This window comes from Pseudomonas sp. B21128, assembly GCF_044218865.1.
GTDB classification, from domain to species: domain Bacteria; phylum Pseudomonadota; class Gammaproteobacteria; order Pseudomonadales; family Pseudomonadaceae; genus Aquipseudomonas; species Aquipseudomonas iridis.
This window is the reverse complement of the sequence record NZ_CP162590.1, coordinates 3,289,245-3,301,672: the sequence shown is the minus strand read 5'-3', so window position 1 is coordinate 3,301,672 and position 12,428 is coordinate 3,289,245. Positions and strand designations below refer to the sequence as shown.

The window sequence follows — 12,428 nt, the reverse complement described above, 5'->3', positions numbered from 1 at the left end:
ATAGGATCAATAGTTAGAAAAGTCGCCCTAATTCGCAGCGAGCCCTGTTTAAAAGTCTACGCTCACGGGACGATAGGTAAATGCGCTGCCCGTTTGAAGCCGGGATCAGTGGTAAAAAAGTTTCCGGCCTGCCTGGCCAACCCCGCCCGATGAATCATGTCGGGCTTTTTATCGCTTGTCTGCCGGACGTTTCGCACCGTTGCAGTGCGAAAAATCCGTCAGTTACGCCAGCGCTTTCAGAGTGGCGTCGATATCCAGCAAAACCGTGGCTTCGCCCTTCTCGCCCCAGTACAAGGCGATCATCTGCTTATCCGCTTCAATCTTGAAGACGTTGCCTGGCAACTTTTCGAAATGATTGAGCAGCGCCCGATCCTCACAGACTTCCTGCCACTGATTGACCCACACGCCTGGCGATTTTTGCCAGTAGATCCAGCATGCCGGTTGATTACCGCGACGCGGCCGATGGTATTGCGCGCACGGATTCGGCGGCTCTTGCGACAGCCAGTGCGGCCACTCCTGAGGCGCCAGTTGCATGGCCAGGCCAATACGACGCGCCTCCATGCGCAGAGCGATTCGACCGCTCTGCGCGCGCGATGGACGCAACCATGCCAGTGGGCTCAATACCACCAACAGGATTGACACCACTATCCAGACCGTCATATCTGTACTCCCGTTTTCTGATGAGCCCATTGCTTCAGTTCGGAACCAATGCGCTTGAAACCAGCCATACTTACCAATATTGAACCCTCACGAGGAGCGCCTCATGCCCTACCACCACATCCTGGTCGCCGTAGATCTGACTGAAGAGTGCGACCCCGTCATCCACCGCGCCCGCGAGCTGTCGGTGAGCAACGGCGCCAAGCTCTCGCTGGTGCATATCGTCGAACCGATGGCCATGGCTTTTGGCGGCGACGTGCCGATGGACCTGTCACAACTGCAACAGCAGCAGTTCGATCAGGCCAAGGAACGCCTTGAGCGCCTGAAGCTCAAGTACACCGAACTTGAAGGCGCCAACTGCCACTTGACCTACGGCCAGCCGCGTCAGGAAATCCATCACTTCGCCAAGGAACAGCAATGCGACCTGATCGTGGTCGGCAGCCATGGCCGTCATGGTCTGGCGCTATTGCTGGGCTCGACAGCCAATGATGTGCTGCACGGCGCGCCTTGCGATGTGCTGGCGGTGCATCTGGTCAAACGCTAGAACAGCACAGCCCTGTGGAAGCGAGCTTGCTCGCGAAGGCGTCAGCACATTCAACATCGAGGTGACCTGACAATGGCTTTCGCGAGCAAGCTCGCTTCCACATTGGTTCACCGCCCTCATATGAAAAGCCCGGCCTCACGCGAATGAGGCCGGGCTTTTTAATGGCTCAGGCAATCAGGCATCCAGCTCGGCCCAACGCTCCACCAACGCTTCCAGTTCCGCCTGCAATTGCTCGAGCGAGGCGATGACCTTGGCAGTCTCTGCCGCAGGACGCTGATAGAAACCGCTGTCGGCCATTTCAGCCTCAACGGCAGCGATCTGCTGCTCCTTGGCATCGATATCGCCCGGCAACGCTTCCAGCTCGCGCTGCAGCTTGTAGCTCAGCTTCTTCTTCGCAGCCGGAGCAGCAACGGGCGCAGCGGCGGCCGGCTCAGCAGTAACCACTGCCGAGTTCAGGTCAGCTTTGCCCGACTTGCTCTCGGTCACGCCCAACAGACGCGGCGAGCCGCCCTGACGGATCCAGTCCTGATAACCGCCGACGTATTCCCGCACCTTGCCTTCACCTTCAAAGACCAGGGTGCTGGTGACCACGTTGTCGAGGAATGCCCGGTCGTGGCTGACCATCAGCACAGTGCCGTTGAACGTCAGCAGCACTTCTTCAAGCAGCTCGAGGGTTTCCACGTCGAGGTCGTTGGTCGGTTCGTCGAGCACCAAAAGGTTCGCTGGCTTGCTGAACAGCTTGGCCAGCAACAGACGCGCACGCTCACCACCCGACAGCGCCTTGACCGGCGTGCGAGCACGCTGCGGGCTGAACAGGAAGTCACCGAGGTAGCTCAGTACGTGACGGCTCTGACCGTCGATATCGATAAAGTCACGACCTTCGGCGACGTTGTCGATTACGGTTTTTTCCAGATCCAGCTGATGGCGCAACTGGTCGAAGTACGCCACGTCGATCCGCGTACCCTCTTCCACTTTGCCGCTGGTTGGTTGCAAGCCGTTGAGCATCAGCTTCAACAGGGTGGTCTTGCCGGTACCGTTGGCGCCAAGCAGACCGATACGGTCGCCGCGCTGCAGAACCATCGAGAAATCCTTGATCAGGAACGGGCCGCCCGGATGAGCAAAGCTCACGTTCTCGAGCACCATCACCTGCTTGCCGGACTTGTCGGCGGTGTCCAGCTGAATGTTGGCCTTGCCGGTACGCTCACGACGCTCGCTGCGCTCAACGCGCAGGGCTTTCAGGGCGCGCACGCGACCTTCGTTACGGGTACGACGGGCCTTGATGCCCTGACGGATCCACACTTCTTCCTGGGCCAGTCGCTTGTCGAACAGCGCGTTGGCAGTGGCTTCGGCAGCGAGCTCGGCTTCTTTGTGCACAAGGAAGCTGGCGTAGTCGCCGTTCCAGTCGATCAGGCCGCCGCGATCCAGTTCCAGGATACGCGTGGCGAGGTTTTGCAAGAAGGAACGGTCGTGCGTGATGAACAACACGGCGCCCTGGAAATCTTTCAGCGCTTCTTCAAGCCAGGCAATCGCACCAATGTCCAGATGGTTGGTTGGCTCGTCGAGCAGCAGCAGATCCGGCTCGGACACCAGCGCCTGCGCCAGCAGCACGCGACGACGCCAGCCACCGGACAACTCGGCGAGGGTCTTGTCGGCCGGCAGTTGCAGGCGGCTGAGAGTGCTGTCGACCAGGGTCTGCAAGCGCCAGCCATCACGGGCTTCGAGGTCGTGCTGAACGTGCATGAGCTTGTCCAGATCGGCATCGGTAACGATGTTCTGGCTCAAGTGATGGTATTCGGCGAGCAACGCGCCAACGCCGTCGAGGCCTTCAGCCACCACGTCGAATACTGTCCGCTCGTCGGCCACGGGCAATTCTTGCGGCAGTTCGCCGATTTTCAGACCGGGGGCACGCCACACCGAGCCGTCATCAGGCTTCTGGTCGCCCTTGACCAGTTTCATCATGCTGGACTTGCCAGTGCCGTTGCGGCCGATGATGCACACCCGCTCACCACGGGCGATCTGCCAGCACACCTTGTCCAACAACGGCATAGCGCCGAACGCAAGGGACACATCGCTGAATTTGAGCAGGGTCATGAGCTTCTCCAAAAACCGGGGGCGCATTCTACCTGACTTGAGGCTTCAGCAGGCCGGCAATTTGTCTGTCGAAGCACTCTGCACAACATTTGTTGCGAACTTGTGCTGCAAGGCCCGCAAAGCTTTCGCCGCTCGCCGGCAAAAGGCTAAGCTACAGATAATTCAGTGCTGATCGATGTCGGCACTTGTCATGATTTCTCTGCCCGGATGTCTCATGCGCAGTCGCCTCTTCAGTGTTTTGTCCTGTTTGCTACTCTCCGCCGCTGCCGTTCAATCCGCCCAGGCGGTGGACCTGTCCACCCAGCGTCAGTATTACGATGAAGCCAAACGCGCGTTGGCCAAGGGCGATACCGGCCCGTATATGCGCTATAGCCAGGCGCTGGCCGATTACCCCCTCGAGCCGTATCTGGCTTACGACGAACTGACCGCACGCCTGAAAAGCGCCAGCAATGCGGAAATAGAGAAATTCCTCGCCGAACACGGTGACCTGCCCCAGGCCAACTGGATGAAGCTGCGTTGGTTGCGCTGGCTGGCCGATCGCGGTGACTGGGCGACCTTCGTCAAGTATTACGATCCCAAGCTCAATTTCACCGAACTGGACTGCCTGAACGCGCAGTATCAGATCAGCCACAACAAAAAGACCGAAGGTTACGCCGCCACCGAAAAGCTCTGGCTGACCGGCAAGTCGCAACCCGCCGCGTGCGATGCACTGTTCGGCATGTGGGCCGCCGAGGGGCAACTGACCGAACAGAAGCGCTGGGAGCGCACCAAGCTCGCCGCCCAGGCGCGCAACTATCCGCTGGCCAACAGCCTGATCAATGGCCTGACCACCCTCTCCCCCCGTGGTCGCCTGTTGGTGGATGTGGCGCAGAAACCCGAACTGCTCAACCAGCCGTCGCGTTTTACTCCGGCCGATGAGCCAATGTCCGATGTGGTCAGCCTCGGCCTGCGCCGCCTCGCCCGCCAGGATCCGGACAAAGCCATGGCGCTGCTCGACGGTTACGCCAGCAGCATGCACTTCTCCCGTGATGAGAAAGTCGCGATCGCCCGGGAAATCGGCCTGACGCTGGCCCGCCGCTTCGACAGCCGCGCACTGGACGTGATGACCAAATATGACCCGGAACTGCGCGACAACACGGTCTCCGAATGGCGCCTGCGCCTGCTTCTTCGTCTGGCGCGCTGGGACGATGCTTATCAATTGACCCGTCGTCTGCCGCAGGATCTGGCCACCACTAACCGCTGGCGCTATTGGCAGGCGCGCAGTCTCGAGCTGGCGCAACCGCAGAACCCGGAAGCGCAGACCCTGTACAAAAATCTTTCGCGCGAGCGTGATTTTTACGGCTTCCTTGCCGCTGACCGTTCGCAATCTCCTTACTCGTTGAACAATAAACCGCTGGTGCTTAGCCAGGCGCTGATCAACAAGGTACGCAACACGCCGGGCGTGCGCCGCGCACTTGAATTCCATGCACGCGGGCAGATCGTCGACGGACGCCGCGAGTGGTACCACGTCAGCCGTCACTTCAACCGTGACGAAATGGTTGCCCAGGCCAAGCTCGCCTACGACCTGAAGTGGTATTTCCCGGCGATCCGCACCATCAGTCAGGCGCAGTATTGGGACGATCTGGACATCCGTTTCCCGATGGCCCACCGCGATACCCTTGTGCGTGAAGCCAAGGTTCGCGGTCTGCATTCGAGCTGGGTGTTCGCCATCACCCGTCAGGAAAGCGCATTCATGGACGACGCCCGCTCCGGCGTTGGCGCCAGCGGCCTGATGCAACTGATGCCCGGCACCGCCAAGGAAACTTCGCGCAAGTTCAACATCCCCCTGGCCTCGCCGCAGCAAGTGCTGAACCCGGACAAGAACATCCAGCTCGGCGCCGCGTACCTGAGCCAGGTGCACAGCCAGTTCAATGGCAACCGTGTCCTCGCCTCCGCCGCCTATAACGCCGGCCCCGGACGCGTGCGCCAATGGCTGCGCGGCGCCGATCACCTGAGCTTCGACGTGTGGGTGGAAAGCATCCCGTTCGACGAAACCCGCCAGTACGTACAGAACGTGCTGTCCTATTCGGTAATCTACGGCCAGAAGCTCAACTCACCGCAACCGCTGGTGGATTGGCATGAACGCTACTTCGATGATCAGTGATCAAGAGGCTACCGCCGAGTAATAAAAAATGCCCGTATCGCGAGATACGGGCATTTTTTGTAACGTGCAAAGATCAACAGATCGCAGCCTGCCGCAGTTCCTACACGACGACCGCGTGCCCATCGCTGAACTGCAACGCCGCCAGCCGCGCATACAACGGATTGCTCGCAATCAATTCCTGATGTGTACCCACCGCGACCAGTTTGCCTTGATCCATCACCGCAATCCGGTCGGCGTTTTTCACAGTGGCCAAGCGATGGGCGATCACCAGTGTGGTGCGGTTTTGCATCAGGTTCGGCAAGGCTTGCTGGATCAGGTGTTCGCTTTGCGCATCGAGGGCGCTGGTGGCTTCGTCCAGCAACAGGATCGGCGCGTCGACCAGCAACGCCCGGGCGATGGCCAGACGCTGGCGTTGGCCGCCGGAAAGTCCAAGCCCGCCGTCACCCAAATGTGTCTGGTAGCCGTCAGGCATTTGCTCGATGAAGTCGTGGGCGTGGGCGATTCTCGCCGCTTCCTTGACCTGCTCAAGCGTGGCCGTTGGGCAGCCATAGCGAATGTTCTCCTCCACGCTGCCGAAGAACAGTGCTGGCGTTTGTGAAACCAGGGCAAAACAACGGCGCAGATCCAGCGGGTCGAGGCTGGTCAGCGGCACGCCATCCAGCAGAATACGGCCCTCGCGAGGATCGTAAAAGCGCAGCAGCAAGTCATACACCGTGGATTTACCCGCGCCGGACGGTCCTACCAGCGCCAGGGTTTCGCCGGCCCTGACCGTGAGATTCAAGCCATCGACGGCGAAGCTTTCTGAACGCGAGGGGTAGGAAAAGCGCACATCCTGCAATTCCAGTTCACCGCGCACGCGCGCAGGCAATGTCACCAATCCAGTCTTCGGTGGCTGGATGATATTTTCCGAACGCAGCAATTCAGCAATCCGCTCGGCGGCACCCGCAGCGCGCTGAAGCTCGCCGATCACCTCACTCAACGTACCAAACGCGCTGCCGACGATCAGGCTGTAGAACACAAAGGCCGCCAGTTCACCGGCAGAAATCCGCCCGGCGATCACGTCCATACCACCGACCCACAACATCACCGCTACAGCGCCAAGCACCAGCACGATCACCAATGTAATCAGCCAGGCACGCTGGAAGATCCGTTTGCGTGCGGTCTCGAAAGCCTGCTCGACCGTTGAGGCAAAACGTTGCTCGTCCTGTATCTGATGGTTGTACGCCTGCACGGTTTTGATCTGGCCGAGGGTTTCGGACACATAGCTGCCAATGTCGGCGATCCGGTCCTGACTCTGTCGCGACAGATTGCGCACACGTCGACCAAAAATCAGGATCGGTGCAATCACCAGCGGTAGCGCGATCACCACGATGCTGGTGAGTTTGGGATTGGTGATGAACAGCAGAACGATGCCGCCGATCACCATCAACAGATTGCGTAGAAACAGCGAAAGCGACGAGCCGATCACCGATTGCAGCAACGTCGTATCTGCTGTCAGGCGCGACTGGATTTCCGAGCTGCGGTTGTCTTCGTAAAACCCGGGATGCAGGTACACCAGGTGGTTGAACACCTGTCGGCGGATGTCGGCGACGACACGTTCGCCGATCCAGGAGACCAGATAAAACCGGGCGAAGGTGCCGACCGCGAGGCCCAGGACCAACAGCATGAACAGTCCGATGGAGTGGTTGAGCAAATCTGCCGACTGGGTCATGAAGCCCTGATCAACCAACAACTTGATGCCCTGCCCCATCGATAAGGTGATGCCAGCGGTGACGATCAATGCGAGCAGCGCACCGAAGGCCTGCCAGCGATAAGGCACGAGGAAATGACTGGTCAGGCGCAAGGCGCGCCGGTGCCGCGAGGAAAGCATCGAGATCATTCGGGTTCACACGTGTGCTGATGGATAGGGCCAGCCTACACACTCAGATGGGGTGGAACTCTGTAAATCACAATGAGTCAGTTTAAATATGCCCCCAAAGACTAGGCCATAGTTGCTATTGGTCTAAAGTCCCGATTGAGGCGAGCGGTCATTTCTGTTTGAGTAGAGATGCCGCCGCCGACGGACCGCAGGGAGCTGTCACAGCCCGGTCACGTGGGGGTTTTAACCTAGGCGCACAACCTGATGAGGAGACAGGCCATGTCCTTGCAACACAGCAGCGAAGACAAGATTGAAGTGATCCGTACCAAACCCGGCCAGACTCTGGGTTGCTCGATTATTGATGAAAAAGGCCGTGAAGTACCGATCACTGAAGACATGATCCAGGACGCTTGCCGCGAACTGGAGAAGCGATTGGTCAAGCCTGCCGAACAAGAGTGATATAGCCTCCGTCTTCCTGACCCGGCCCATCTGGCCGGGTTTTTTATGCCTGCTTCCCCACTGCAACTCCTACAGGGGGAATGGGTTAGATAGCCACTGCTCCGAGCGCTGTCACGATCTGGCGCAACGTTGGCGAATGCCCCTCGATCCGTACTTTCAACCCTTCAATTTCGCGCCGAACCGGATACTGCTTGCGCAACACATCGAACGCCGCACGCTGCTCGCCGACATTGCCTACAAGGCTGCGGCGAAAATCCGCGTCATCCCGGCGTGGGTCGTACACGCCACGGCACAACATCGCCAACGCCCAGGCCGGATCACTGTCGGCATGCAAGGTTACTTCCGACAACCACGGCGCCGGCAGCAGGTCACTGAGCTGGATGCGCGCAGGCTGATCGATGAACTCGCAGTACGCCTGATAAATCTGCGCCGTGCCGCGTTGCTTGCCGTCGAGGCTGTAACCGGCAATGTGCGGTGTGGCCAGCACGCAGAGCTCGGCCAGGGCCACATCGACCTCGGGTTCGGCCTCCCAGACATCGAGCACCGCTTGCAGGTCTTCGCGCTCCAGGAGCACTTCGCGCAGTGCGGCATTATCCACCACCGGCCCCCGCGCTGCGTTGATCAGCCAGGCGCCGGGTTTGAGTTGCTGCAAGCGTTGTTGATCGAACAGATGCCAGGTCGCACCGTCACCGCTGCGGGTCAATGGTGTGTGCAGGCTGATCACATCGCACTGTTCGATGATTTGCTCGAGGCTGAGGTAATCACCGCCCTCTGCACTTTGGCGTGGCGGATCGCAGACTTTCACGTTCCAGCCCAAGCCCTTCAGAACCGTGATGAGGCGCCCACCGACCTCTCCGGCGCCGACGACACCATAAGTCCGCTGAGTCAGATCAACGCCCTCTATTTCGGCAAGGGTCATCAGGCTGCCGAGTACGTAGTCGACCACACCACGGGCATTGCAGCCGGGCGCGCTCGACCAGGTGATGCCGGCCTCGTTGAAATACTCCAGATCCAGATGATCGGTGCCAATGGTGCAGGTGCCGACAAAGCGAACCTTGCTGCCCTCGAGCAGCGCGCGGTTGACGTTGGTCACCGAACGCACCAGTAACACGTCGGCCTGCTCGACCGTCGCACGGTCGATGGAACGGCCGGGCACTCGGCGGATCTCGCCAAAACCGGCAAAGAAGGCATCGAGCAGCGGGATATTTTCGTCAGCAACAATCAGCATGGCGGGCTCCTTGGGCGGATCGGCAGTTTAGGTGCAGATACGCGGTTGGGCCAGCGGGGTTTGGTTCCAACCCCGACAATGACATGCCCCTGTGGCGAGGGCGGCGCAAAGCCATGAGTGATTACAAATCCGCAACACAGGATTTTTCCTGACCAACACGTCAGCGGCGTAGAATGCGCCGCCTTGCGCATCAACATCTGTGGACGCTTTGCCTGTGAATCCTGTAACTGACCCACCTGTCGCCGTCTCCCTCACCCGCCCCGCGCGGATTCGCCTGGAGTTCAAGACTCTGCTTGCCCTGGCGGTGCCGATCATCATCGCGCAACTGGCAACCACGGCCATGGGCTTTGTCGATGCGGTGATGGCCGGGCGCGTCGGCCCTAAGGATCTGGCGGCAGTAGCACTGGGCAACTCGATCTGGGTGCCGGTATTTCTGTTGATGACCGGCACTCTGCTGGCGACCACCCCCAAAGTCGCCCAGCGTTACGGCGCCGGAACTCACAGCGAGATCGGTCCGATCGTGCGCCAGGCATTGTGGCTGGCGCTGGTAGTGGGTTTGATCGCTACCGCGATGCTGGTGGCCGCCGAGCCGATTCTGCACCTGATGAAGGTCGATCCCGAGCTGATCGGCCCGTGCATGCAGTACTTGCATGGCATCGCCAGCGGTTTACCGGCGGTGGCGTTCTATCATGTGCTGCGCTGCTTCAGTGACGGCCTCGGTCGTACCCGCCCGGCGATGGTGCTGGGCCTGTGCGGGCTGGCGCTGAATATCCCACTGAACTACATCTTCATCTATGGCCACTTTGGCGTGCCGGCCATGGGCGGCGTCGGTTGCGGCTGGGCCACGGCGATCGTGATGTGGGTGATGGCGCTGGGTCTGGCCGGCTATGAGCGCTGGGCCCCGGCGTATCGTTCGAGCGAGTTGTTCAGCCGTTTCGATTGGCCGCAGTGGGCGGTGATCAAACGTCTGCTGGCCATCGGTTTGCCGATCGGCATTGCGGTGTTTGCCGAGTCGAGCATCTTCGCAGTGATCGCGCTGTTGATCGGCAGCCTTGGCGCGACCGTGGTCGCCGGGCACCAGATTGCGCTGAACGTCAGCTCACTGGTGTTCATGATTCCTTATTCGCTGGGCATGGCCGTGACCGTGCGCGTCGGTCAGGCCCTGGGCCGTGAGGAACCACGCGAGGCGCGTTTCGCCGCCGGCGTCGGCATGGGGACTGCGCTGGCCTACGCGTGTCTGTCTGCGAGCATGATGTTGCTGCTGCGCGAGCCGATTGCGGCGATTTACACGGCTGACCCGACGGTGATTCATATCGCGGCGATGCTGATTGTGTATTCGGCGCTGTTCCAGTTCTCCGACGCGATCCAGGTCACCGCTGCCGGCGCGCTGCGCGGTTATCAGGACACGCGAGTAACGATGATCCTGACGCTGTTCGCCTATTGGGGCATCGGCCTGCCAGTGGGTTACGCCCTCGGCCTGACCGACTGGCTCGGCGAGCCGCGTGGCCCGAGCGGGCTGTGGCAGGGTCTGATCGTCGGCCTGAGCTGCGCCGCGCTGATGCTGTCGATCCGCTTGACTCGCAGCGCGCGCAAGCGCATTCGGATCAGTCGTTCGCTGGGCTGAGTCCTTTTACGCGAGACAAAAAATGTGGGAGCCAGCCTGCTGGTGATGATGGAGAGTCGGTCAACATAGACGTTGAATTGACTACCACATCGCCAGCAGGCTGGCTCCCACATTTGCTTTAGCGTTGGCCTGAGGCTCAGGCTTGTTTTTTGCGGATCCAGTACAGATAAGTCCCGGCGTCCTCGTGCTGCCCGACCAGTTCATGGTCGAGAAACACGCAAAACTTGGGAATGTCGCGGCGGGTCGAGGGGTCCGTAGCGATCACCTTGAGCAGGCCACCGGGGGCCAGATCACGGATGTGCTGGTGCAGCATCATTACCGGCTCCGGGCAATTGAGGCCGATAGCGTCGAGGGTGCCGTCGACCGGGGTATCGATCATTTCACTCATGATTAACTCCTGAAACTGGCCGGCATTGTCGCGCATTGCCGGGTGCTCGGTCACCTGTGGCTTCGCATTAATCCCCTGTGAACTGCCGAAGGCTGCGATCTTTGCTTTTTGAAAGATCAAAAGATCACAGCCTGCGGGGGATCCTACCGGGGGGGCGTGCGCTATTAGCGGGATTTGGTTTTCTTCACGTCGTGCCGGCGCAGATGGCAGGTCACTTCCTCGCGGTCGTGATACAGCTGCTTGCAGCCGATATCGACCTTGATCCCGCGCGCTTTGAAACCATCGGCAATGCGCTCAAGCAAACGCTTCACTTCGGCATAACGCTGCTTCATCGGCAGTTTCAAGTTGACCACCGCCTCACGGCAATGCCCTTCGCCGATCCACTCTTCGAGCATTGCCGCGTTACGCGCCGGTTTCTCGACGATGTCACAGACCATCCAGTCCACCGGCTGCTTGGGCTTGAAGGTGAAACCGTCCGCCATCAAGTGCTGCACCAGGCCGGTCTCCATCAGGCTTTCGGCCATCGGGCCGTTGTCGATAGCGGTCACCAGCATGCCGCGGTTGACCAGTTGCCAGGTCCAGCCACCGGGCGCTGCACCCAGGTCAACGCCAGTCATGTCACTGTGCAAACGATCTTCCCACTGATCACGCGGGATGAAATGGTGCCAGGCTTCTTCCAGCTTCAACGTCGAACGGCTTGGAGCCTCACGCGGAAACTTCAGGCGCGGAATGCCCATCGGCCACATCGCCGAGTTACCGGCATCAGCCATACCCAGAAACACTTCACGGCCACTTTTGAATGTCAGCAACAGACGCGGCTTGTTTGCGTCCTCAACCAGTTTGCCGGCACCCGTCAGCGCCTTGCGCAGCGGGCCTTCGAATTTCTTGCAGAAGTTCGACAGCTCTTTGCCATCGTTGGTATCGACGACCTCCAGCCACAGACTGCCGCACACCGGGAACTCGGCCATGTGCGCGAGGATCACGCTGATGCGGTCGGTTTCCGGCAGATCAATGAAAACGCCGCGCGCCCATTGGCGCGGGAAGATCAGCTCGGCGAAACGCTGACCGCGCATCAGACGCTCGGCGCCGTCTTCTTCGGTGCAGACAAACTCCGCGTACGCAGTGGCGGTTTTCGCCTTGGCGTAACCGGACACGTTCAACTGGGCAGCGAGGTCGGAAATCTCCGAGCAGACTTCGCCTTCGAATCCTGGCCGGCAATGCATGAATAGGGTGTTCATTCTTACTCCTGAGCAGCGGGCGAACATTCGGCCCCTGCGCGATGCTCAGGCCTTGCGTTGAAGCAAAGCCTGTCACGAAAACCGGCGCATGATAGCCGATGTCGGAACCTTGGTTCTCTTCATAGAGTCCAGTTATTAGCCAGCTAATGAAAACAGGGCTACGTTGATAGCTCTGCCCGTCCCCTCAATCCGTAGCAG

The 12,428-nt window shown here is 59.9% G+C and carries 10 protein-coding genes; 4 read left to right on the top strand and 6 right to left on the bottom strand.

Translation table 11 applies throughout. The features are described from left to right. Positions 1-222 precede the first annotated feature (222 nt). Positions 223-660, bottom strand: coding sequence for a hypothetical protein (locus AB4P91_RS14720; RefSeq protein WP_150592538.1), 438 nt, complete (start codon positions 658-660; stop codon positions 223-225). A 103-nt stretch (positions 661-763) separates the two neighbouring features. On the opposite strand from AB4P91_RS14720, the gene AB4P91_RS14715 reads away from it, so the two are divergent. Then, a complete protein-coding gene (locus tag AB4P91_RS14715; RefSeq protein ID WP_042560173.1) occupies positions 764-1,201 on the top strand; it encodes a universal stress protein in 438 nt (145 codons plus the stop codon). Between the two features lie 174 nt (positions 1,202-1,375). Here AB4P91_RS14715 and AB4P91_RS14710 read toward each other — a convergent pair whose 3' ends face one another. Next, the gene (locus AB4P91_RS14710) at positions 1,376-3,292 is read right to left on the bottom strand and encodes an ATP-binding cassette domain-containing protein (protein ID WP_395603069.1); all 1,917 of its coding nucleotides are present in this window, start codon (positions 3,290-3,292) and stop codon (positions 1,376-1,378) included. Between the two features lie 214 nt (positions 3,293-3,506). Here AB4P91_RS14710 and AB4P91_RS14705 point away from each other — a divergent pair, with 214 nt between their 5' ends. Then, the gene (locus AB4P91_RS14705) at positions 3,507-5,435 is read left to right on the top strand and encodes a transglycosylase SLT domain-containing protein (protein WP_395603068.1); all 1,929 of its coding nucleotides are present in this window, start codon (positions 3,507-3,509) and stop codon (positions 5,433-5,435) included. 100 nt (positions 5,436-5,535) lie between these two features. On the opposite strand, the gene AB4P91_RS14700 is transcribed toward AB4P91_RS14705, so the two are convergent. Continuing rightward, complete coding sequence (locus tag AB4P91_RS14700) at positions 5,536-7,314, bottom strand: ABC transporter transmembrane domain-containing protein (protein ID WP_395603067.1); 1,779 nt, start codon at positions 7,312-7,314, stop codon at positions 5,536-5,538. A 258-nt stretch (positions 7,315-7,572) separates the two neighbouring features. Here AB4P91_RS14700 and AB4P91_RS14695 point away from each other — a divergent pair, with 258 nt between their 5' ends. Continuing rightward, positions 7,573-7,752 (top strand): PA1571 family protein, encoded by a 180-nt coding sequence (locus AB4P91_RS14695; RefSeq protein WP_150592541.1) that lies wholly within the window; start codon positions 7,573-7,575, stop codon positions 7,750-7,752. A gap of 85 nt (positions 7,753-7,837) precedes the next feature. Here the strand turns inward: AB4P91_RS14695 and pdxB are convergent, their stop codons facing one another. Further along, a complete protein-coding gene (pdxB, locus tag AB4P91_RS14690; protein WP_395603066.1) occupies positions 7,838-8,980 on the bottom strand; it encodes a 4-phosphoerythronate dehydrogenase PdxB in 1,143 nt (380 codons plus the stop codon). 214 nt (positions 8,981-9,194) lie between these two features. Here pdxB and AB4P91_RS14685 point away from each other — a divergent pair, with 214 nt between their 5' ends. Then, entirely contained in the window at positions 9,195-10,604 is a 1,410-nt protein-coding gene (locus AB4P91_RS14685; protein ID WP_150592543.1) for an MATE family efflux transporter, read from the top strand. A gap of 136 nt (positions 10,605-10,740) precedes the next feature. Here the strand turns inward: AB4P91_RS14685 and tusA are convergent, their stop codons facing one another. Both tusA and rlmM read right to left on the bottom strand, forming a co-directional pair. Then, positions 10,741-10,992: a sulfurtransferase TusA gene (tusA, locus tag AB4P91_RS14680; protein WP_395603065.1), complete on the bottom strand. Its 252-nt coding sequence runs from the start codon at positions 10,990-10,992 to the stop codon at positions 10,741-10,743. Positions 10,993-11,156: 164 nt separating this feature from the next. Further along, on the bottom strand, positions 11,157-12,230 hold the full coding sequence (rlmM, locus tag AB4P91_RS14675; RefSeq protein ID WP_042560180.1) for a 23S rRNA (cytidine(2498)-2'-O)-methyltransferase RlmM: 1,074 nt from the start codon (positions 12,228-12,230) through the stop codon (positions 11,157-11,159). Positions 12,231-12,428 lie beyond the last annotated feature (198 nt).

Excerpts from the sequence above, each read along its gene's own strand:
- AB4P91_RS14715 (WP_042560173.1), top strand. The coding sequence starts at position 764 with ATGCCCTACCACCACATCCTGGTCGCCGTAGATCTGACTGAAGAGTGC.
- tusA (WP_395603065.1), bottom strand. The coding sequence starts at position 10,992 with ATGAGTGAAATGATCGATACCCCGGTCGACGGCACCCTCGACGCTATC.
- AB4P91_RS14720 (WP_150592538.1), bottom strand. The coding sequence starts at position 660 with ATGACGGTCTGGATAGTGGTGTCAATCCTGTTGGTGGTATTGAGCCCA.
- AB4P91_RS14695 (WP_150592541.1), top strand. The coding sequence starts at position 7,573 with ATGTCCTTGCAACACAGCAGCGAAGACAAGATTGAAGTGATCCGTACC.
- AB4P91_RS14705 (WP_395603068.1), top strand. The coding sequence starts at position 3,507 with ATGCGCAGTCGCCTCTTCAGTGTTTTGTCCTGTTTGCTACTCTCCGCC.
- AB4P91_RS14700 (WP_395603067.1), bottom strand. The coding sequence starts at position 7,314 with ATGATCTCGATGCTTTCCTCGCGGCACCGGCGCGCCTTGCGCCTGACC.
- AB4P91_RS14710 (WP_395603069.1), bottom strand. The coding sequence starts at position 3,292 with ATGACCCTGCTCAAATTCAGCGATGTGTCCCTTGCGTTCGGCGCTATG.
- rlmM (WP_042560180.1), bottom strand. The coding sequence starts at position 12,230 with ATGAACACCCTATTCATGCATTGCCGGCCAGGATTCGAAGGCGAAGTC.
- pdxB (WP_395603066.1), bottom strand. The coding sequence starts at position 8,980 with ATGCTGATTGTTGCTGACGAAAATATCCCGCTGCTCGATGCCTTCTTT.